Source organism: Pygmaiobacter massiliensis, assembly GCF_900199435.1.
Taxonomy (GTDB): domain Bacteria; phylum Bacillota; class Clostridia; order Oscillospirales; family Ruminococcaceae; genus Pygmaiobacter; species Pygmaiobacter massiliensis.
On record NZ_OAML01000003.1, the window covers coordinates 1283393 to 1304399 of the forward strand.

General features: G+C 48.6%; 15 protein-coding genes, 4 tRNA genes and 3 rRNA genes. 20 read left to right on the forward strand and 2 right to left on the reverse strand.

What is annotated here, in order from left to right:
• Window positions 1–3 precede the first annotated feature (3 nt).
• The 18 genes from C1A11_RS10725 (at window position 4) to C1A11_RS10810 (ending at window position 16397) form a co-directional block, all read left to right on the forward strand.
• Entirely contained in the window at window positions 4–600 is a 597-nt protein-coding gene (locus C1A11_RS10725) for a nitroreductase family protein (protein WP_102050452.1), read from the forward strand.
• A gap of 30 nt (window positions 601–630) precedes the next feature.
• A complete protein-coding gene (gene nadD, locus C1A11_RS10730) occupies window positions 631–1815 on the forward strand; it encodes a nicotinate (nicotinamide) nucleotide adenylyltransferase (RefSeq protein WP_102050453.1) in 1185 nt (394 codons plus the stop codon).
• 75 nt (window positions 1816–1890) lie between these two features.
• On the forward strand, window positions 1891–3093 hold the full coding sequence (locus C1A11_RS10735) for an LCP family protein (protein WP_102050454.1): 1203 nt from the start codon (window positions 1891–1893) through the stop codon (window positions 3091–3093).
• Window positions 3094–3173: 80 nt separating this feature from the next.
• A complete protein-coding gene (gene rsfS / locus C1A11_RS10740) occupies window positions 3174–3518 on the forward strand; it encodes a ribosome silencing factor (RefSeq protein WP_102050455.1) in 345 nt (114 codons plus the stop codon).
• Between the two features lie 72 nt (window positions 3519–3590).
• Window positions 3591–5996: a leucine--tRNA ligase gene (leuS, locus tag C1A11_RS10745; RefSeq protein ID WP_102050456.1), complete on the forward strand. Its 2406-nt coding sequence runs from the start codon at window positions 3591–3593 to the stop codon at window positions 5994–5996.
• A 270-nt stretch (window positions 5997–6266) separates the two neighbouring features.
• Window positions 6267–6443: a 30S ribosomal protein S21 gene (gene rpsU / locus C1A11_RS10750; protein ID WP_102050457.1), complete on the forward strand. Its 177-nt coding sequence runs from the start codon at window positions 6267–6269 to the stop codon at window positions 6441–6443.
• A gap of 148 nt (window positions 6444–6591) precedes the next feature.
• Window positions 6592–7101 carry a YqeG family HAD IIIA-type phosphatase gene (locus tag C1A11_RS10755; RefSeq protein ID WP_102050458.1) on the forward strand — a complete coding sequence of 170 codons (510 nt, stop codon included), beginning with the start codon at window positions 6592–6594 and terminating at the stop codon, window positions 7099–7101.
• Window positions 7094–7951: a TIM barrel protein gene (locus C1A11_RS10760; protein ID WP_102050459.1), complete on the forward strand. Its 858-nt coding sequence runs from the start codon at window positions 7094–7096 to the stop codon at window positions 7949–7951. The genes C1A11_RS10755 and C1A11_RS10760 overlap by 8 nt, the downstream gene beginning before the upstream one ends.
• Before the next feature lie 20 nt (window positions 7952–7971).
• On the forward strand, window positions 7972–9042 hold the full coding sequence (locus tag C1A11_RS10765) for a M24 family metallopeptidase (RefSeq protein ID WP_102050460.1): 1071 nt from the start codon (window positions 7972–7974) through the stop codon (window positions 9040–9042).
• 137 nt (window positions 9043–9179) lie between these two features.
• Complete coding sequence (gene efp, locus C1A11_RS10770) at window positions 9180–9737, forward strand: elongation factor P (protein WP_102050461.1); 558 nt, start codon at window positions 9180–9182, stop codon at window positions 9735–9737.
• Between the two features lie 51 nt (window positions 9738–9788).
• The gene (locus C1A11_RS10775; protein WP_102050462.1) at window positions 9789–10196 is read left to right on the forward strand and encodes a CD1247 N-terminal domain-containing protein; all 408 of its coding nucleotides are present in this window, start codon (window positions 9789–9791) and stop codon (window positions 10194–10196) included.
• A 933-nt stretch (window positions 10197–11129) separates the two neighbouring features.
• Window positions 11130–12656 (forward strand): 16S ribosomal RNA (locus C1A11_RS10780).
• Window positions 12657–12784: 128 nt separating this feature from the next.
• Window positions 12785–12860, forward strand: a tRNA-Ala gene (locus C1A11_RS10785).
• A gap of 5 nt (window positions 12861–12865) precedes the next feature.
• Window positions 12866–12942: transfer RNA gene (locus tag C1A11_RS10790), tRNA-Ile, on the forward strand.
• A 202-nt stretch (window positions 12943–13144) separates the two neighbouring features.
• Window positions 13145–15984: ribosomal RNA gene (locus tag C1A11_RS10795) — 23S ribosomal RNA — on the forward strand.
• A 125-nt stretch (window positions 15985–16109) separates the two neighbouring features.
• Window positions 16110–16226, forward strand: a 5S ribosomal RNA gene (gene rrf / locus C1A11_RS10800).
• Together the 16S, 23S and 5S rRNA genes with 4 tRNA genes alongside form the textbook arrangement of a ribosomal RNA operon.
• A 15-nt stretch (window positions 16227–16241) precedes the next feature.
• Window positions 16242–16316 (forward strand) — tRNA-Glu (locus C1A11_RS10805).
• A 5-nt stretch (window positions 16317–16321) separates the two neighbouring features.
• Window positions 16322–16397, forward strand: a tRNA-Asn gene (locus tag C1A11_RS10810).
• Between the two features lie 221 nt (window positions 16398–16618).
• Here C1A11_RS10810 and C1A11_RS10815 read toward each other — a convergent pair.
• The gene (locus C1A11_RS10815; RefSeq protein WP_102050463.1) at window positions 16619–17272 is read right to left on the reverse strand and encodes a pentapeptide repeat-containing protein; all 654 of its coding nucleotides are present in this window, start codon (window positions 17270–17272) and stop codon (window positions 16619–16621) included.
• Window positions 17273–17592: 320 nt separating this feature from the next.
• On the opposite strand from C1A11_RS10815, the gene C1A11_RS10820 reads away from it, so the two are divergent.
• Together C1A11_RS10820 and C1A11_RS10825 are read left to right on the forward strand one after the other, a co-directional pair.
• Window positions 17593–18531, forward strand: a complete 939-nt coding sequence (locus C1A11_RS10820) for a D-2-hydroxyacid dehydrogenase (RefSeq protein ID WP_102050464.1) — start codon at window positions 17593–17595, stop codon at window positions 18529–18531.
• Between the two features lie 266 nt (window positions 18532–18797).
• Window positions 18798–19817, forward strand: a complete 1020-nt coding sequence (locus C1A11_RS10825; RefSeq protein ID WP_102050465.1) for an NAD-dependent epimerase/dehydratase family protein — start codon at window positions 18798–18800, stop codon at window positions 19815–19817.
• A gap of 154 nt (window positions 19818–19971) precedes the next feature.
• On the opposite strand, the gene C1A11_RS10830 is transcribed toward C1A11_RS10825, so the two are convergent.
• Window positions 19972–20667: a Crp/Fnr family transcriptional regulator gene (locus C1A11_RS10830; RefSeq protein ID WP_102050466.1), complete on the reverse strand. Its 696-nt coding sequence runs from the start codon at window positions 20665–20667 to the stop codon at window positions 19972–19974.
• Between the last annotated feature and the right edge of the window lie 340 nt (window positions 20668–21007).

A 21007-nucleotide genomic window follows, 5' to 3' on the forward strand; every position in this document is an offset into this window, starting at 1 on the left:
AAGATGATAGCAGAAATTCTGAGCCGCCGCAGCATTCGCCGATTTACCGACGAGATGCCAAGCCGCGAACAACTGGAGGCGGTGCTTACCGCAGGGGCGCTTGCACCCTCCGGCAAAAACAAACAGCCTTGGCGATTTGTGGTTTTGGGTGGGGCAGAAAAACAGCGTGTGCTTAATGCAATGGAACAAGGCTTAGCCAAAGAAGAAGCAGGAGAGGGCGTTTTGCCGGAATCTGCTGTTTGGGGTATTGCGGATGCAAAAAACACGCTGAGCATTATGCGTAGCGCACCAATTACGGTGCTGGTGCTGAATCCGTTTGGGAAATCGCCGTTTGACCCGATTCCCCCGGAAAAGCGTATCACGGAGTTGGTGGACACTCAGTCAGTCGGAGCTTGCATTGAAAATATGCTGCTGGAAGCAGAGCATCAGGGACTTGGCGGACTGTGGGTTTGCAATACCTTTTTTGCTTATCGCGAATTATGCGTATGCCTTAATACGGAAGATACGCTGCTGGCAGCCGTGGTGCTTGGGGTTGCAGCAGAGCAGCCTCCGGCGAGACCACGACATGCGCTGGAGGACATCGTAGAGTATCGCCTTTAAACGAAGACGGCGCTAAGGGAGAGAATTGGTTTGAAGCTATTGCTGTTTGGCGGCACATTTGACCCGCCACATAACGGGCATGTTGCGCTGCTGCGCCATGCAATAGAAGCAGTGCAGCCGGATAAAATTATTGTAATGCCGGCAGGCACACCGCCGCATAAAGCGGCGTCGCAAACACCGGACGAGTGGCGGTATGAAATGTGCCGTTGCTTTTTATCGGTAGACCCACGCGTGCAGCTGAGCAGATTTGAGCTGCAGCGTCAAGGCAAAAGCTATACCTTGCTTACGGTAGAGCATCTGGCAGAAAAATACCCTGGTGCGAAAATTTATCTTGCCATTGGCAGCGATATGTTGCTGACTTTTACCGAGTGGCATGACTATCGCACGTTGCTGAGCAAGGTGATATTGGTGGCACAAAGCCGTGACGCTGAGGAAACGGCACAGATGCTTCCTGCCATTGAGGCACTGCGTAAAGAAAACGCGGAGATTCTGTTTATGGATGTGCAGGTGCTTAAACTTTCTTCTACGGCGCTGCGCCAGGCAGCAGAGGAGGGCAAAGATATCTCGGCGTTTATTCCGCTAGAGGTGACAGAGGTATTACACCGCCACCCGATTTACAGAAAGGGGATTCCCGCAATGATTGATGCGGGCTATTGCCGCAGCCTTGCCCAAAAAACATTAAGCGAGCGACGCTATACCCATACCTGCAATGTAGCGCAGCTGGCAGCGGCTTTGGCAAAGCAGTATGGGGCGGACCCGCAAAAGACAGAAATAGCGGGATATTTACATGATATCTGCAAAGAAATGCCCAAGGCGCAAATGTTGCAGATGTTGCATGAAAATGCTATAATTACGGATAACGTTGACCAAAAGCCAGCAGGTGTATGGCATGCGGCAGCGGCAATGATTTACAGCAAAGACACGCTGCATATTGAAGATGAGGCAATATTGAATGCGATTCGGTATCATACATCGGCAAGAGCCGGTATGACGAAGCTGGATAAGATTATCTATATGGCGGATATGTGCAGCGCGGAGCGTAACTACAAAGAAGTTGGGGAACTTCGGGCATTGCTGCAACAGAATCTGGACACAGCAATTACCCGTGCGCTTGAACTAAGCCTGCAATGGCTTACAGAAGAAAAACGCGACATCGACACAGACAGCATTGCGGCGCTGGATTGGATGAAGCAGCAGGCAGAAGGTACACATTAGCCTGTACCGCTGCCCTACAGAAGAGCATATCGCTGCCCAAAGGCAGCGCGCTCGGCTGAAAGGAAGGAACAACCATTGAAAAAGCAACCCACCAATCCTTATTATCATCCCGAAGAAACGCAGGGGCATCGCCGCGCGGCCCAGTCGTCTTCTCCATATGCACAGGATACCCGGCAGACGGGACGCAGCGGAGCCTCGTCCCGTAAAAAGAAAAAGAAAAAGGGCGGACATCGTTTTTTGACAACACTGCTCGTTTTACTGCTTATTTGCGGCGGCGGGTATTATGCGCTGAACCACCTGGTCACAGGCGGTGCCGTTTCATTGCCTAACTTATTGAATACCCCGCAGGAAATCCGCGATGACGTGGTTAACATTCTGTGTGCGGGTATCGACTACGAAGAAGGCAGAGATTACAGTGATGGCATGGGAATGACAGACGTTGTGATGTATGTTTCCTTTGATGTAAAAGCGAACCGCATCAACATGCTTCAAATCCCGCGTGATACTTATGTGGGCGAAGAAGTACCCACCGGCGGCACCGGCAAAATTAACGCCGTGGCGCGCTCCGGCAAACAAGACCCTGCAATTGCAAACCTTGCATCGGTGCTGAATGAGCAGCTGAAGCTGCCGGTTGACTATTATGTCACCATCGACATGGATGCCTTTAAGACGGTAATCAATGCCATCGGCGGTATCGAGGTTACGGTTCCGTTTGACATCACCGATGACTACGGAAATACGCTGCGCGCCGGTACCCAGATTGTGGACGGCGCTACCGCGGAGTTTATGGTGCGCCAGCGCCACAACTATGCAAACGCCGACCTTGGCCGTCTTGAGATGCAGCGCTATATGTACTCGGCATTGCTCAAAACGTTCAAAAGTTTCCCCGCAAAGGACATTGTAAAAGTAATGCCTGCTTATATCCAGTATGTCAAAACCGACATTGGTCTGGCAAAAATGGGCGGCCTTGCCCTGAAAGTACGTGAGGTGCCCAGTGAGAACATCACAATGTTTACCTTGCCTTGCGAGCCCTGCAACTGGAATGGAAAATCTCTGGTGAGCGTGCACAAAGAAGCAGCAGCGGAAATGCTGAATACCTACTTCCGCCCGTATAGCGAGCCAGTACCGGCAGACCAGTTGACCATCATCGAACTTGCCAATAACGGCAGAGACAGCGGCACCGTACAGTCGATGGATAAAATTGACAGCGGTACGGCAAACTGGGGCAAAGACAGTTATACCCAGCCGGAAACGCCAGCCTCTTCCGGGGCACAATAGAAATATTCCGCTGATTTCAGCGGTCCATGCTGCCCGACCAAATCGGCCGGGTATGCAGTTTAGAAAGGATGAAAAAATTTATGAACGCACTTGAAATTGCAACCATCGCCGCGAAGGCTTTGGATTCTAAAAAAGCGCGCGATATCCGTGTGCTGAAAGTAGAAGACCTTACCGTTCTTACCGATTACTTTGTTATTGCTACTGGTACCAGCTCGACGCAGGTACGCGCTTTGGCTGATGAAGTAGAATTTAAACTTTCTGAGGCTGGCCGTAAGCCAGACCGTCGTGAAGGTCTTGACGCGAAAAACTGGATCGTCATTGATTACGGTACCGTCATTGTCCATGTGTTTTACCCCGAAACCAGAGATTTCTATGACCTGGAGCGCCTTTGGGCAGATGCTACTCCCGTTGAAATCGAATATTGACCCCTGGTTATTTTAACCCGCCGGTGGACAAGCTTTGCTGCCGGCGGACACATATATTGAGGAGTGATCATCGTGAAGTATGACTTCAAAGCCATTGAAGGAAAATGGCAGAAAACATGGGCGGACGAACACACATTTGCGGCAAAGCAGGATTTTACGCTGCCTAAGTTCTACGCACTGGTTGAGTTCCCGTACCCCTCCGCGCAGGGCCTGCATGTAGGCCACCCGCGCAGCTATACTGCGCTGGACATCGTGGCGCGCAAAAAACGCCTAGACGGCTACAACGTGTTGTACCCGATGGGCTGGGATGCTTTTGGTCTGCCGACCGAGAACTTTGCGATGAAAAACCATATCCACCCCGAAATCGTCACCAAAAACAACGTGGCTCGCTTTAAGAGCCAGCTTCAGGCGTTGGGCCTCTCGTTTGACTGGGACCGCGAAATCAACACCACCGATCCGTCTTACTATAAGTGGACGCAGTGGATCTTTTTGCAGCTTTACAAAAAAGGTCTGGCTTACAAAAAAGAGATGAGCGTTAACTGGTGTACCTCCTGCAAGGTTGTGCTGGCAAACGAAGAAGTTGTTAACGGCACCTGCGAGCGCTGCCACGGCGAAGTAGTCCACAAGGTGAAAAGCCAGTGGATGCTGAAAATCACCGAGTATGCAGACCGCTTGATTGACGATCTGGATGGGCTGAATTTCATCGAGCGTGTTACCACCCAGCAGAAAAACTGGATTGGCCGCAGCCATGGTGCAGAAGTTACATTTGGTACCACACAGGGCGATGATATGGTCGTTTACACCACTCGTCCCGACACCCTGTTCGGCGTAACCTACATGGTTATGGCTCCTGAGCATAAATTCATCGATAAATGGGCAGACAAAATCACCAACTTTGATGCAGTGTCTGCTTACCGCAAAGAAGCAGCGGCAAAGAGCGATTTTGAGCGTACCGAACTTGCAAAAGATAAGACCGGTGTTTGCCTGGAAGGCGTAAAAGCCATTAACCCGGTTAATGGTGCGGAGATTCCCATTTTTATTTCCGACTATGTTCTCGCCACTTATGGTACCGGCGCCATTATGGCAGTGCCCGGCCATGACCAGCGCGACTATGACTTTGCAAAAGCCTTCAACCTGCCCATTATTGAAGTGGTTGCAGGCGGCGATATCGAGAAAGAAGCATTTACCGACTGCGCTACCGGCATGATGGTAAACAGCGGCTTCCTCACCGGCAAAACCGTAGACGAAGCCAAAGAAGCTATTGCTGCATGGCTTGTAGAAAACGGCAAAGGTGTGAAAAAGACCAACTTTAAACTGCGTGACTGGGTATTCAGCCGTCAGCGTTATTGGGGCGAGCCCATCCCGATGGTTTACTGCGAGAAATGTGGCTGGCAGCCGATTCCCGAAAGCGAATTGCCGCTGCGCCTGCCCGAGATTGCGGATTTTGAGCCGGGCGAAGATGGCGAAAGCCCGCTTGCTAAAATGACCGAATGGGTTAACACCAGCTGCCCCTGCTGCGGTGGCCCTGCAAAACGCGAAACTGACACCATGCCCCAGTGGGCAGGTTCGTCCTGGTACTTCCTGCGCTACTGCGATCCCCACAATGATGAGGCCATCGCAAGCCCGGAAGCATTGCAATACTGGTGCCCGGTAGATTGGTACAACGGTGGCATGGAACATACCACCCTGCATCTGCTGTATTCTCGTTTCTGGCACAAATTCCTATATGACATCGGCGTTGTGCCGACGCTGGAGCCTTACGCAAAACGCACCAGTCACGGTATGATTCTCGGCGAAGACGGCATTAAAATGTCTAAGAGCCGCGGCAACGTGGTCAATCCGGATGATGTTATCAATGAGTACGGTGCAGATACCATGCGTATTTACGAGATGTTCATCGGCGACTTTGAAAAAACTGCGCCTTGGAACACCTCTTCCATCAAAGGCAGCAAACGCTTCCTCGAGCGTGTATATGACCTTTCTGCTATTGTGGTGCCCGGCGACGAGTACCGCAAAGAGCTGGAAACTGCCTTCCATAAGACCATCAAAAAGGTCAGCGATGATATCGTCACCTTGAAGATGAACACGGCCATCGCTACCCTGATGAGCCTGCTGAACGATATTCTTGCAACCGGCAGCATTACCCGTGGCGAATACCGCACCTATTTGCTGCTGCTCAACCCGTTCGCCCCGCACCTTACAGAGGAGCTGTGGCAGATGGCTGGCTTTAAGGGCCAGGTTGCACACCAAAAATGGCCGACCTACGAAGAGGAAAAGTGCAAAGAGGACACCGTGGAGCTTGCTGTGCAGGTAAATGGCAAGGTTCGCGCACGATTCACTGCGGCGGCAGACATTTCTAAGGACGATGCCCTGGCACAGGCAAAAGAGCAGGAATCCGTAAAGGCATCGCTGGAAGGCAAGCAAATTGTAAAAGAAATTTACGTGCCGGGCAAACTTGTGAATATTGCCGCGAAATAACCATACGCTAGTATCGCTTTTCTTGTTTTAGTTGTGCCAAGGCGGTCTCAGACCCCCGCTTGGCACAACTTGGAAAGCAAGAAAATAAAAGGATGTATTTTGCTCGCTTTGAAAAAAGTGGTGGTGAAATAATAAATTTGCCTGAAACCTTTATTTAGTGTTGACACCAGGGAAGGTTATAAGGTATAATTTGAATGTTGATTCTTTAGAGGGAGTTCCTCCGCTTGAATGGATCACACTCCTACCTCAAACGTTAAGGGAGGGACAAAGATGTCGGAAATCCGAGTGAAAGACAATGAATCACTTGACAGTGCACTGCGCCGTTTCAAACGCTCCTGCGCACGGTCTGGTGTTCTTGCAGAAGTTCGTAAACGCGAATGCTACGAAAAGCCTTCCGTAAAACGCAAGAAAAAGTCCGAAGCCGCCCGCAAGCGTAAATTCAAATAACTGCTGCGGCGTGTGATGACGCATTGAAAGCGGGCCTGTCTACCAGGTCCGCTTTTTTCATTTTATCATGCTGCGCCTTACCTACAGATGCAGCCCAGTCGTTTTGTTTTAGCGGCCCCGCCGCAATCAGAAAGGAAAGAGTATCAGTATGCCCTTGTTTTTGCCCACAGACTTTTTTGCGAGCGTCAGCCGCATTACACCCGAATATCTGAAACAGCGCGGTATACGCGCATTGATTTTAGATGTGGACAATACCTTGACCGAACACGGAAGCCAGGACCTGCCGGAAGAAGTAGAGCTTTGGTTGTGCCAAATGAAGGCTGCGGGTATATCCTTGATTGTCGCGTCCAATAATTTCAAGAAGAGGGTTGCCCCGTTTGCAGCACGCATCGGCCTGCCCTTTGCCTCTTTCAGCTTAAAGCCTCTGCCACGGGGCCTTGCAAAAGCGCGCCGCGCACTGGGCCTGCCCAAAGAGCAGATTGCGCTTGTGGGCGACCAGATTTTTACCGATGCACTGGGCGCTAATCTATATGGCATTACTATGCTACTTGTAGTGCCGCGTGCAGAGGATACCAAGTGGAATATCCGCTTTAAGCGTAAGTTAGAGGTGCCATTTATACGGCATTATTATAAAAAGGGCGGTAAATTGCATGAGTGAGATTCGGTTTGGCACTGCGGGCGTTGCAGACGATTTTGAAGAGCTGGGCTATAAAAATGCTTTTCAGGTTCCGGAATATTTGCATTCTTTTGGACTGAATGCGTTTGAGTACCAGTGCGGGCGCGGCGTACGGCTGACCGAGAAAAACGGCAACAGGCTGGGAGCAATCGGCGCAGAGCAGGGGATTCGGTTTTCGCTGCACGCGCCATACTATATCTCTATGTCGGGCTTGGATGATGAAAAGCGCATGAACAGTATTCGATACCTGCTGCAAAGCGCTGCTGCGGTTAAAAGCCTTGGCGGCAACCGCGTGATTTTCCATTCCGGTTCCTGTGGCAAGCAAAGCCGGGAAGCAGCGCTGGAAAAAGCGCTTGATACTATGCGGCATGCCGTAGAGGCAATGGATGAGCATGGTTACTCGGATATTACCCTTTGCCCTGAAGTGATGGGCAAGGTAAACCAGCTGGGGACAGTAGACGAGGTGCTGGCGCTTTGCAGCGTGGACAAGAGGATTACCCCTTGTGTGGATTTTGGCCATTTGAATGCCCGTACCATGGGCGGGCTTGGCTGTAAAGAGGACTTTGCAGCTGTGCTGGACCAAATGCAGGAATCGCTGGGCGATGACCGTGCTAAAAACTTTCACGTTCATTTTTCCAAAATACAATATACGCAAGGCGGCGAAAAATGCCATCTGACCTTTGCAGATCAGGAGTACGGGCCAAACTTTGAGCCGTTTATAGAGCTTTGTGCCGAGCGCGGCCTGACACCGACGATTATTTGTGAATCAGCAGGTACGCAGGCGATAGATTCCCGCGCAATGCGGCAGTATTACGACAGTCTTACAAAATAAAAAATAAAGAAGGTACAATTATGGTAAATCGTATTGCCAAGCTGGCCGACGCAATGCCGGCAGATTTTGAGGCAGCCCTCATTAAGACCGAGCCCAATCGGTTCTACTTTCTGGACCTGGACGCAGGCGATGCCGGCACGGTACTGGTGCTGAAAGATAAGGCCTATTTCATCATCGATTCTCGCTATATCGAAATTGCTCGGCGCGAAGTACAGACTGCAGAGGTTATCCTTGAGAAAAACGCTCTTTCGCAGGTAGCAGAGCTGCTGAAAAAGCATAATGTCAAACGTCTTAATGTAGAAAATGACATTACCTTAAAGTACTTCGGCGAGCTGAAAAAAGAATTGCCTGGTGTAGAGCTGATCAGCGACGCATCTCTCTCTCAAACTGTTGCGGCTCTGCGTGAAATCAAGGATGAGGATGAGCTTGCCCGTATGCGCGAAGCACAGCGCATTACTGACGAATGCTTTACTTACATCTGTGGGCAGATTCGTCCCGGTATGCGGGAGATTGACATCTGCCTTATGATGGAAACCTATATGCGAACCCACGGGGCCACCGGGCTTGCATTCCCGACAATTCTGGTTTCTGGACCCAATACCAGTCTGCCTCACGGCGAGCCGGGCGAGCGCGAGCTTTGTGATGGCGACTTTATCACAATGGACTACGGCGCCAAAGTGCGCGGCTATTGCACAGATATGACTCGTACCGTGGCCCTTGGGCACGTCACCCCCGAGATGGAAGAGGTCTATAATACGGTTTTGAAAGCACAGCTTGCGGCTTGCAATGCAGCTAAAGCAGGCATGGATTGCAAAGCAATTGATGAGATTGCACGCAAAGTGATTCGTGATGCAGGTTTTGGCGATAATTTCGGTCATGGACTCGGACACTCGGTTGGCATCGAGATTCATGAGGAGCCGCGGTTCTCTCCGACAGCGAAAGCCACTGCGCAAAAGGGCCAAATGATGACCATTGAACCGGGTGTTTATCTGCCGGGCAAGTTCGGCGTACGCATCGAGGATACGGTGGTCATGACCGAAGCTGGCTGCGAAATTCTTGGTAAAAGCAATAAAAATTTGATTATTCTTTAATTTACGCTCAATTACTTGGTGTTACTCTTGCAAAACACAGGTTTTTAGGGTAGAATATACAGGTAAATCGACTCATGATAGCTAAGTTGTAGCTGTCTGAACATTTTATACTCAATTTTGTTTGGAGGATATTTTATATGATTTCTGCAGGCGATTTTCGCAACGGCGTCACCTTTGAAGAAGACGGTAACGTGCTTCAAATCGTAGAGTTCCAGCACGTTAAACCGGGTAAGGGCGCTGCTTTCGTGCGCACCAAAACCAAAAACGTTATGACCGGCGCTGTGCTGGAGAAAACCTACAACCCCACTGCTAAATTCCCCACCGCTTTCATCGAGCGCCGTGAGATGCAGTACCTGTATGAGGATGGTGGCCTGTACTACTTCATGGACACCGAAACCTACGAGCAGTCTCCCCTGAATGCGTCCGAGCTCTCTGACGCTTTCAAATTCGTTAAAGAGAACGAAATGGTTAAAGTTCTGTCTTACAAAGGCAAAGTCTTTGGTGTTGAGGCTCCCAACTTTGTTGTCCTCGAAATCACCGAAACCGAGCCGGGCGTAAAAGGCAACACTGCAACCAACACCCTTAAACCCGCAAAACTCGAAACCGGCGCAGAGATTCGTGTTCCTCTCTTCATCAATGAAGGCGAGAAAATCCGTATCGATACCCGCACCGGCGAGTATATGGAGCGCGCATAATCGAATTTTCGATTTTGTAATAATAGAAAAAGAAAGGCTAGGTGCAACATAATGAACCTTACTGAAAAAGCCGCATATCTGAAAGGCCTCATGGAGGGCTTGGAGCTCGACGCTTCCAAAAAGGAAGTCAAAGTTTTGAACGCAATGTACGATATGCTTGAGGAGCTGGCACAGACTGTGGCAGATCTTGATGAAGATGTTGACCAGGTCTATGATGAGCTCGACGCAATCGATGAGGATCTCACCGATATCGAGAACGTTATCTTTGATGATGACGAGTGCGACGAGGATTGCGATTGCTGCGGTGGTGAAGAGTACACCATCACCTGCCCGGCTTGCGGCGAGACCGTTACCGTTGACGAAGATACTCTTCTCAGCGAAGATCTGTCCTGCCCTGCTTGCGGCGAGAGCTTCGAAATCGACTTTGACGATGAGGAAGAAGGAGAGGATAAGGAATAATCCTATCCTTACTCTTGCAGCTACAAAGGCATGGCCTAACAGTTGATCTATTAAACACCGCAGAGATTTACTCTGCGGTGTTTTTTAATGCTGATACGAAACTCAAGAGGGTAAAGATAAACCAAGCAGCGCACTAATGAAGAAACGTTTGTGTAAAAGTGGAGCGAAGAATTCAAAAAAACAAGTTTTTTGGTGCTGAATCTGAGAAAGATTCAGTGCGCACTTTTTCAGAAAATGTATTTTGAGCACTTCGTGTGCGCTTTTTTCACACGCAGGTTCCTGCCGCAAAAATTGATGTTTGTTCAGTAGGCGTTAAAATAGCGTAATAATGAAGGTCGTAAAAACAATTTAAGCAAAAAATTCGCAAAATCACGGCATAAGAAAGCCCGAAAACAGCTAGAATATCAGATAAAAACAGTAGATATATACCTTGAAAGCACCGAAAAATGGCATCAAAACGCTGTATTTAGGGGTAAAACAGACTAAGGGAAGGAATATCTATAAAAAACTTGCATTTTTGCAAAAAAACTTGAAAAAAGGTGTTGACTTTAAGATGGTGGCATGGTATTATATATGAGCTGCTCCGGTGAGCGGCTGACACGAAAGGCGAGCGGGCCTGGAGGAAAAACGAAGTAAAGAAACGAGCCTAGCGGCTTCGAAAAAAACTTCAAAAAACCTCTTGACAAAGCGAAATCAATCGTGTATAATTAATTCTTGCAACCCGCCGAAACGGCGGCGAGCGAAAAAGGCCGAAAGGCTGCAGGACCTTGAAAATTAAACAATATGAACGAAGCTTAAACGGAACCCTTGAGCTGCTAGGAAAGCAGCTCGTTAATATAAAATTCCTATTTAAGTAATTCATTTTAAGGACGCAAGCGATTGCGTACTGAGTGAAGAGCGATCTAATTCAGATTCATCTGATTTTGATATCATTTGATTAAGAGTTTGATCCTGGCTCAGGACGAACGCTGGCGGCGCGCCTAACACATGCAAGTCGAACGGAGCTTGCACTTCTGAAGTTTTCGGATGGACGAGGTACAAGCTTAGTGGCGAACGGGTGAGTAACACGTGAAGAACCTGCCCTTCAGTGGGGGACAACAGTTGGAAACGACTGCTAATACCGCATAAGACCACAGTACCGCATGGTACAGTGATCAAAGGATTTATTCGCTGAAGGATGGCTTCGCGTCCGATTAGGTAGTTGGTGAGGTAACGGCCCACCAAGCCTACGATCGGTAGCCGGACTGAGAGGTTGATCGGCCACATTGGGACTGAGACACGGCCCAGACTCCTACGGGAGGCAGCAGTGGGGAATATTGCACAATGGAGGAAACTCTGATGCAGCGACGCCGCGTGAGGGAAGAAGGTCTTCGGATTGTAAACCTCTGTCTTCAGGGACGATAATGACGGTACCTGAGGAGGAAGCACCGGCTAACTACGTGCCAGCAGCCGCGGTAAAACGTAGGGTGCAAGCGTTGTCCGGAATTACTGGGTGTAAAGGGAGCGCAGGCGGGAAGATAAGTTGGATGTTTAATCTACGGGCTCAACCCGTATCAGCATTCAAAACTATTTTTCTTGAGTAGTGCAGAGGTAGGCGGAATTCCCGGTGTAGCGGTGGAATGCGTAGATATCGGGAGGAACACCAGTGGCGAAGGCGGCCTACTGGGCACTAACTGACGCTGAGGCTCGAAAGCATGGGTAGCAAACAGGATTAGATACCCTGGTAGTCCATGCCGTAAACGATGATTACTAGGTGTGGGAGGATTGACCCCTTCCGTGCCGCAGTTAACACAATAAGTAATCCACCTGGGGAGTACGACCGCAAGGTTGAAACTCAAAGGAATTGACGGGGGCCCGCACAAGCAGTGGAGTATGTGGTTTAATTCGAAGCAACGCGAAGAACCTTACCAGGTCTTGACATCCCGTGCATAGTGTAGAGATACATGAAGTCCTTCGGGACACGGTGACAGGTGGTGCATGGTTGTCGTCAGCTCGTGTCGTGAGATGTTGGGTTAAGTCCCGCAACGAGCGCAACCCTTATTGCTAGTTACTACGAAAGAGGACTCTAGCAAGACTGCCGTTGACAAAACGGAGGAAGGTGGGGATGACGTCAAATCATCATGCCCTTTATGACCTGGGCCACACACGTACTACAATGGCTATTAACAAAGAGATGCTAAGCCGCGAGGTGGAGCGAACCTCATAAAAATAGTCTCAGTTCGGATTGCAGGCTGCAACTCGCCTGCATGAAGCCGGAATTGCTAGTAATCGCGGATCAGCATGCCGCGGTGAATACGTTCCCGGGCCTTGTACACACCGCCCGTCACACCATGAGAGCCGGGGGGACCCGAAGTCAGTAGTCTAACCGCAAGGAGGACGCTGCCGAAGGTAAAACTGGTGATTGGGGTGAAGTCGTAACAAGGTAGCCGTATCGGAAGGTGCGGCTGGATCACCTCCTTTCTAAGGAGTCAGGCAAGCACGAACACTTAGGTGATCGATGCTTGGTACAGGGTTTCGTAAGAGTTTCTAATTCATATTGTTTAATTTTGAAGGCCTTGCCTTCAAAGCATTTAGCGACCGCTATGTATGGGGGTGTAGCTCAGCTGGGAGAGCACCTGCCTTGCACGCAGGGGGTCAAGAGTTCGAACCTCTTCATCTCCACCAAATGTGGGCTCATAGCTCAGGTGGTTAGAGCGCACGCCTGATAAGCGTGAGGTCGGTGGTTCGAGTCCACTTGAGCCCACCACGTTTCGAAAGAAACGATATAGCGAGAAGCGAAAATGCAAATGTACCTTGAAAACTGAACATTGATAACTGCGTAAAAACTACAAAGATGAAGTATTTACTCCCAAGTGAGTACTTCACAAAATTTAGATTTGATTAAAATCTACAATTTCGTAAAAATTCTTTTAGTTGGCAAATGGAGAATCAAAATAGCAAAAGAAAACGGTCAAGCTAAAAAGGGCGCAGGGCGAATGCCTTGGCACTAGGAGCCGATGAAAGACGTGATAAGCTGCGATAAGCTGCGGGGAGTTGCAAATAAACATTGATCCGCAGATTTCTGAATGGGGAAACCCCTACGGAGTCATGTCCGTAGAACATACACTGAATCAAATAGGTGTATGTGGGGAACTGCCTGAACTGAAACATCTAAGTAGGGCAAGGAAGAGAAATCAAAAGAGATTCCGCTAGTAGTGGCGAGCGAACGCGGAAGAGGCCAAACCGAGGGTAGAAATACCTTCGGGGTTACGGACTGCATTTAAGATTCATGAGAGTTAACCGAAGTGTGTGGGAAAGCACGCCGAAGAATGTGAGAGCCATGTAGGTGAAAACTTGAGTGACTGAGCAGGATCCAGAGTACCGCGGGACACGTGAAATCCCGTGGGAAGTCGGGGGGACCACCCTCCAAGCCTAAATACTACCTAGTGACCGATAGCGTATAGTACTGTGAAGGAAAGGTGAAAAGCACCCCGGGAGGGGAGTGAAATAGAACCTGAAACCCTGTGCCTACAAGCACTGAGAGCACGTCAATGTGTGATCAGGTACTTTTTGTAGAACGGTCCGGCGAGCGAATGTATGTAGCGAGGTTAAGTTGTTCAGCAACGAAGCCGCAGCGAAAGCGAGTCTGAATAGGGCGCTTAGTTGCATGCATTGGGCCCGAAACCGGGTGACCTACCCATGGTCAGGATGAAGTGGAGGTAAAACTCCATGGAGGTCCGAACACACGCCCGTTGAAAAGGTCGGTGATGAACTGTGGGTAGCGGAGAAATTCCAATCGAACTCGGAGATAGCTGGTTCTCCCCGAAATAGCTTTAGGGCTAGCCTTGTGATAAGATACCTGGAGGTAAAGCACTGAATAGTCTAGGGGTCGAGAGATTACCGAAACTTATCAAACTCTGAATGCCAGAGTATTGTTTCACAGGAGTCAGACAGTGTGAGATAAGTCTCATTGTCAAGAGGGAAACAGCCCAGATCTACAGCTAAGGTCCCAAAGCAGGTTTAAGTGGAAAAGGATGTGGAGTTGCTAAGACAACCAGGATGTTGGCTTAGAAGCAGCCACTCATTCAAAGAGTGCGTAATAGCTCACTGGTCGAGTGACTCTGCGCCGAAAATTCAACGGGGCTAAAACCTGCACCGAAGCTTAGGCAGATATGCAAATATCTGGGTAGGGGAGCGTTGTATACGAGGTGAAGTCGTAGCGTAAGCGGCGGTGGATTGTATACAAGTGAGAATGCCGGAATAAGTAGCGCGAATGTGGTGAGAATCCACATGGCCGAAAGCCTAAGGTTTTTGGAGCAAGGTTCGTCCGCTCCAAGTTAGCCGGGAGCTAAGGTGAGGCCGAAAGGCGTAGCCGATGCACATACGGTAGAGATTCCGTAGCCGCCAAAATTGTTAAGTGTGGGGACACATTGAAAGGGTACATCCCAGGTGTTGGTTTACCTGGGCGTAAGGGACTGAAATTTAGTAGGGAAGTGTACTTGGACGATGGCGAGAAAAGCCACATGTATTGATTAGGCGCCCGTACCGCAAACCGACACAGGTAGGTAGGAAGAAGATTCTAAGGCCAACGGGAGAAGGGTTGTTAAGGAACTCGGCAAATTGACCCCGTAACTTCGGAATAAGGGGTGCTCACAGCAATGTGAGTCGCAGAGAATAGGCCCAAGCAACTGTTTAGCAAAAACACAGGTCTGTGCTAAATCGAAAGATGACGTATACGGGCTGACACCTGCCCGGTGCTGGAAGGTTAAGAGGATGTGTGCAAGCACTGAATTGAAGCCCCAGTAAACGGCGGCCGTAACTATAACGGTCCTAAGGTAGCGAAATTCCTTGTCAGGTAAGTTCTGACCCGCACGAATGGTGTAATGATTTGGGCACTGTCTCAACAGCCCGCCCGGCGAAATTGTAGTACCGGTGAAGATGCCGGTTTCCCGCGACAAGACGGAAAGACCCCATGGAGCTTTACTGTAGCCTGATATTGGGTTTCGGTATTACATGTACAGGATAGGTGGGAGGCTTTGAAGCCAAGGCGTCAGCTTTGGTGGAGCCAATGTTGGGATACCACTCTTGTGATACTGAAATTCTAACCTGCGGCCCTGAATCGGGTCGGGGAACATTGTCAGGTGGGCAGTTTGACTGGGGCGGTCGCCTCCTAAAAAGTAGCGGAGGCGTTCAAAGGTTGGCTCAGCATGGACGGAAACCATGCCATAGAGTGCAAACGCATAAGCCAGCCTAACTGCGAGACAGACACGTCGAGCAGTAACGAAAGTTGGAGTTAGTGATCCGGTGGTATGTGAGTGGAAATGCCATCGCTCAACGGATAAAAGTTACCCTGGGGATAACAGGCTGATCTCCCCCAAGAGTCCACATCGACGGGGAGGTTTGGCACCTCGATGTCGGCTCATCGCATCCTGGGGCTGTATTCGGTCCCAAGGGTTTGGCTGTTCGCCAATTAAAGCGGTACGCGAGCTGGGTTCAGAACGTCGTGAGACAGTTCGGTCCCTATCTGTCGTGGGCGCAGGATATTTGATGGGATCTGTCCCTAGTACGAGAGGACCGGGATGGACGCACCTCTGGTGCACCAGTTGTTCTGCCAAGGGCATAGCTGGGCAGCTAAGTGCGGATCGGATAAACGCTGAAAGCATCTAAGCGTGAAACCGGCCCAAAGATAAGATATCCCACTGAGTTAATCAGGTAAGACCCCTTGAAGACTACAAGGTTGATAGGCATCATGTGTAAGTGCTGTGAGGCATTGAGCTAGGATGTACTAATAGGTCGAGGGCTTGACCACATCTTTTGTCAGGTTCTACATTTGTCAACGCAGTAAATCAATGTTTAGTTTTGAGGGTACAAACCCTTTAAAAGAAAAAGAATATGTGTAAGGCTAGGCTCGAAGCAAAGTTCTGAGCATATGTAGCCGGTGCCGATGACGTCGAGGTTCCACCTGTTCCCATTCCGAACACAGAAGTTAAGCTCGATCGTGCCGAAAGTACTTGGTTGGAGACGACCCGGGAGGATAGGTAGGTGCCGGCTCTTTTTCTTTTTTATGGCCCGTTGGTCAAGCGGTCAAGACGGCGGCCTCTCACGCCGCAAACGGGAGTTCGATTCTCCCACGGGTCACCAATTATTCCTCCTTAGCTCAGTCGGTAGAGCATGCGGCTGTTAACCGCAGGGTCGTTGGTTCGAGTCCAACAGGGGGAGCCAAAAAGCAGTGCACTCAAAAGAGTGCACTGCTTTCTTTTTATTGTTTTAGACAGAGAAATCTACTTCACTCTAAAAAATGGCGACAACTTAAAGTTGCCGCCGAATCAGCATATAAGTGCGATAAAATCCTTAAAAAACAAGTTTTATCAGACATAAAATGAAAAGTCTACTTAATCACATGGAAACTCACTTTTAAGCGATAGGGGAGGGTGCACAGAAAGCTACTTCTTTATCTTTACGCCCCATAAAGTGATTAAGTCAGCTGCTTGCAGTGCATTAATTTCACAATCTTTTAGCTCCGCCCCAGAGGCAGAAACGATAGGTGCGGCTAATTCGCTACAAGAAAAATCCATTCCGGCCAGAGCTGTTTGAAAAAAGTTGTTTCGCACAAAGCGGCACTTTAAGTTTTGCACTTTTTTCAAGTTTGCTTCAGACCAAGATACGTTAGAAAAGTTGCTGTCATCCATTATAATATCGGTCATTTTGGCACCATCAAGGTAAGCAAGTTCAAAACTAGTCCCCTGTATCAGTACTGATTTCCATCGGGTATCTTGCATTTGGGCACCTATGTACTTGCAGCGCAAAAACTGGCACCGTTCAAAATAAGCATCTGTAAAAGTGCTGTTGGAGAAATCACAATTTTCGAAGCAAACATCAATAAAGGTGGCATGGGAAAATCGACAGGCAGAAAAGGTGCAGTTTTCAAACCTGCTTGCTCTGATTTCGAGCGCAGAAAAATCAAAACGATTTTCTTGGGCATGATCGATCAACAGTTGAGAGAGCGTAGATTCTTCTGCAAGCGCCCGCTCTGATAAATCTGAAAGTTGAGAACACCGAACCAATGAACTTGGCATACGGGGAGGATAAATTGGCATAAAAAAGACCCCTTGTAAAAATTAAAGCGAAAAGCTGTTTTATAATCAGGCGATATTACCTCTATTTTAAGATAAAGATTTGCTAAAGTAAAGAAAAGTAGGCGAAGAACAAAAAAGAAGCTTTGGCAAAACCACGAAAAAAAGCGCGCTCCTTAGGCAACCTGAATAAGTTCTACACTTGCCTACAGAAAACAACGCAGAATAACACAAACTCGCTAGCTGCCAGCTAAGCTCGTCTATTGACGCGAGCCCGTTTGTGGGGTATACTTTGATAGAGAATGTATCTCCCATGCATCACTTTAATTTTGGAGGAAATTATCATGAAATGCTTAATTATTGACGCAGTACACGAGTCCATTAGCGCGGAACTCGGCAAATTTATGCAGGTCGACACAAAAATGCTTCCCACCCAGGAAGAATTGAAAGCTTTGATCCCCGAATACGAAGTTCTGATTATGCGTGTGGATCCCAAAATCAACAAAGAGATTTTGGATGCAGCAAAAAATCTGAAGGTTATCGGCGTTTGCTCCGTTGGCCTGAACCACATCGATATGGATTATGCAAAAGAGAAAGGCATCCAGGTCTTTAACGCTCCCGGCCTCAACGCAAATGCTGTTGCAGAGCTGACCATTTCCAAAATGCTGGACCTTTCCCGCGATACCATGACTGCAAACAACGATGTTAAAGTAAAGCACGAGTGGGATAAATACAAATTTGTTGGCCGTGAGCTGCGTGGCCGCACCCTCGGCGTAATGGGCTTTGGCCGCATTGGCCGCCGTGTTGCAGAGCTGGGCCGTGCTTTTGGCATGACCATCGTTGCGTACGACCCGTTCCTGAAAGCAGAGGACTTTGAGAAAGAGAACGCAACCGGCATGACCGTTGAAGAGCTGCTCAAAGCATCTGACTATGTTTCGATCCATGTGCCCCTCACTCCGGAGACCAAAGATTTGATCTCTGCAAAGCAGATTGCTTTCATGAAAGATGATTGCATCGTGCTGAACATGAGCCGTGGCGGCATCGTCAACGAGAAAGACATGTACGAAGCACTGCAGGCAAACAAAATTGGCGGCTATGCTTCCGACGTTATGGAGAACGAACTTGCTGGCGGCGGTTTGACTGCTGGTGCAGGCTTTGCATCTCCCCTGTTTGAGTGCGACAAATTCATCGTCAGCCCGCACATCGGTGCTCAGACGGTTGATGCTTCTCGCGATATCGGCCAGCACATCATTGGCAAAGTGAAAGAGGCTCTTTCGCTGTAATTTTAGCTTAATTTTAAACCGCGCAGAATTTCTGCGCGGTTTTTTCTTTTTGAATAATTTATTCTGCCCATGAAAACGGTGGGAAAAAGCTTTACACATCTGGAATCGGCAGAATACTACTTTAAAACTTGAGCATTTGCACTTTATTCCGTTGCGGAGGAAAACACCCAAAAGCCCAGAAGCAAGACACATTGACCTCAGATTAAGTGCACGGTACAATAAAGAAAACACTGGCTTAAATGTTGTGAGAAGATAGGGAGAATGTAATGAAAATTTTATTGATTGGTGGTACTGGAATTATTAGCACAGAAGTCAGCCGTCAACTGGTGGCGGATAGCAACGAAGTTTATTTATTAAACCGTGGTAACCGACCACTGCCAGATGGTACTGTTGGTATTTGCTGTGACATCCACAATACCGAGCAAGTAGATCAAGCGTTAAACCAGATGCAGTTTGACTGTGTGGCTGATTTTATTGCGTTTAATCAAGCAGATGTAAAGAGGGATCTTGCCTTATTTGCGCACCGCAGCAAACAATATATCTTTGTCAGCAGTGCATCTGCCTATGAAAAACCGCCGAAAAACTTTTTTATTACTGAAGAAACACCCCTTGCGAACCCATACTGGCAGTATAGCCGCGACAAAATAGAAGCAGAACAGTACCTGCGCGGATACAAAGTGTCGGGCGGCGCAGCCATTACGATTATACGCCCAAGCCATACTTATTCTGAGCGTAGCCTGCCGCTTGCCGTAAAGGGGGACCGCGGGCCCTGGAGCGTATTACAGCGCATTCAGCAAGGCAAGCCTGTACTGATTCATGGTGACGGCAGCAGCTTGTGGACAATTACACATAGTAAAGATTTTGCGACAGGATTTGTAGGATTGGTAGGCAACCCGAACGCCTATGGCCAGACGCTCCAGATTACTTCTGGCGAAGCACTTAGCTGGAACCGGATTTACGAAATTATTGCAGATGAATTGGGAAGCGCGCTGCACCCCGTTTATGCAACGAGTGAATTTTTGGCACAGGCAGGCAAGCAGTACGATTTTTACGGCAAGCTGTTGGGGGATAAAGCGCATTCTGTGCTGTTTGATACCGCTCGGCTCAAGCTGATAGTGCCGGACTATAGACCAGTGGTATCGGCAGAGGAAGGGCTGCGCCATAGTGTGCAGTATTTACTAGCACACCCGGAGCTTCAGCTGGAAGATCCAGAGTTCGACCAGTGGACTGACCGGGTGATTGCTGCGCAGCAGGCTGCGTTGACAGCAATGAATGAAAACAGCTAATGATCTTTGTTGCGCCTAAAAAGCACAGCAAATAAAAGAAGTGAAAAGTTGGCACTATTTTAGTGCTTTAAAACAAACAAAGCCAGATATCTGATGGATGTATCAGATGTCTGGCTTTGTTTTGGTCGTATTCTTTTTTGCAGCAAAAACAAGTTCAAAAAGCCCAAGTACTATCATACTGTTCCAACCAGCATTCGGATAAATGAAATTCATTTTTATGATAGGACAATAGCCCGTCTCGTTGCATCAAACTAAGCTCTTTGGAAAGTGCGCTTCGATCTACGCACAAAAATGAGGCTAACTCTTCGCGATTGAGCGAGATTGTAAAATTAAGAGTTTGGTGCGCCAGATACTGCTTGTAAAGATAAAGGGAAATGCGATCACGCACGCTGCCGCCCGATAGAATCGTGCTGCGCCGCGCGAAAGAGCGCGATTCACTGTTAATAATCGCAAGTAAATTCAGAAGCAAACGGCTATAGCCGTGCTCGCCCAAATAAAGCAGACGGCGGCAGTCAATATGGTAGACAAAACAGTCGGTATGGGCTCGTACGCTGTAAGTAAGCTGTTGCCCAGGGACTGCGGCAAAACTGGCACACAAAAGGTCATCGGGCGAAGCTTCTTCTTGCAGTAAAATGCGCTTACCACAAGGAATTGTTCGCTCAATGCGCAATTGCCCTTCTACCAACAAGCCTAAATTTGAGGCTTCATCCCCCTGACGGAAAATCAGTGTACCGCGGGGATGTGCGCGCATTTGTGGCTCGAGGAAATTCCAAACCAAAGCAAATTGTTCTTTGCTAAGGTTTTGGAATAAAGGATGTTCAATTAGGCGGGATTCATCAAAAATTCTCATTTTTTCTCAATTTCGTGGCAAAAACAACAGAAAGTCTATTTAAATGATAATAAAATATAAGAGGAAAGTCAAGCGACTCTCCCAACTGAAACCACTTTACCCGAAAAAAATTGCCGAGAGGAGCGAAGAATCGCAGAAGAAGAAAATATACCAACAAGGATAATAAAACAAAAAATGAGAAACGAAATAAAAGCGCCGCCCTTGCTGAGTGCACAGCAAATGAGGACGACGTTTTTATTTTTTCCGGAGAAAGCTATAACTTGTATCACTGCCGGAAATGGATTATACTATAAGCGATAACAAGCGGCATAAAAAGCCGTATAAGAGCCGGTCAAGCGGG

Excerpts from the sequence above, each read along its gene's own strand:
- rpsU (WP_102050457.1), top strand. The coding sequence starts at position 6,267 with ATGTCGGAAATCCGAGTGAAAGACAATGAATCACTTGACAGTGCACTG.
- rsfS (WP_102050455.1), top strand. The coding sequence starts at position 3,174 with ATGAACGCACTTGAAATTGCAACCATCGCCGCGAAGGCTTTGGATTCT.
- C1A11_RS10760 (WP_102050459.1), top strand. The coding sequence starts at position 7,094 with ATGAGTGAGATTCGGTTTGGCACTGCGGGCGTTGCAGACGATTTTGAA.
- C1A11_RS10830 (WP_102050466.1), bottom strand. The coding sequence starts at position 20,667 with ATGAGAATTTTTGATGAATCCCGCCTAATTGAACATCCTTTATTCCAA.
- C1A11_RS10725 (WP_102050452.1), top strand. The coding sequence starts at position 4 with ATGATAGCAGAAATTCTGAGCCGCCGCAGCATTCGCCGATTTACCGAC.
- C1A11_RS10765 (WP_102050460.1), top strand. The coding sequence starts at position 7,972 with ATGGTAAATCGTATTGCCAAGCTGGCCGACGCAATGCCGGCAGATTTT.
- efp (WP_102050461.1), top strand. The coding sequence starts at position 9,180 with ATGATTTCTGCAGGCGATTTTCGCAACGGCGTCACCTTTGAAGAAGAC.
- C1A11_RS10820 (WP_102050464.1), top strand. The coding sequence starts at position 17,593 with ATGAAATGCTTAATTATTGACGCAGTACACGAGTCCATTAGCGCGGAA.
- C1A11_RS10815 (WP_102050463.1), bottom strand. The coding sequence starts at position 17,272 with ATGCCAATTTATCCTCCCCGTATGCCAAGTTCATTGGTTCGGTGTTCT.
- C1A11_RS10775 (WP_102050462.1), top strand. The coding sequence starts at position 9,789 with ATGAACCTTACTGAAAAAGCCGCATATCTGAAAGGCCTCATGGAGGGC.
- C1A11_RS10755 (WP_102050458.1), top strand. The coding sequence starts at position 6,592 with ATGCCCTTGTTTTTGCCCACAGACTTTTTTGCGAGCGTCAGCCGCATT.
- C1A11_RS10825 (WP_102050465.1), top strand. The coding sequence starts at position 18,798 with ATGAAAATTTTATTGATTGGTGGTACTGGAATTATTAGCACAGAAGTC.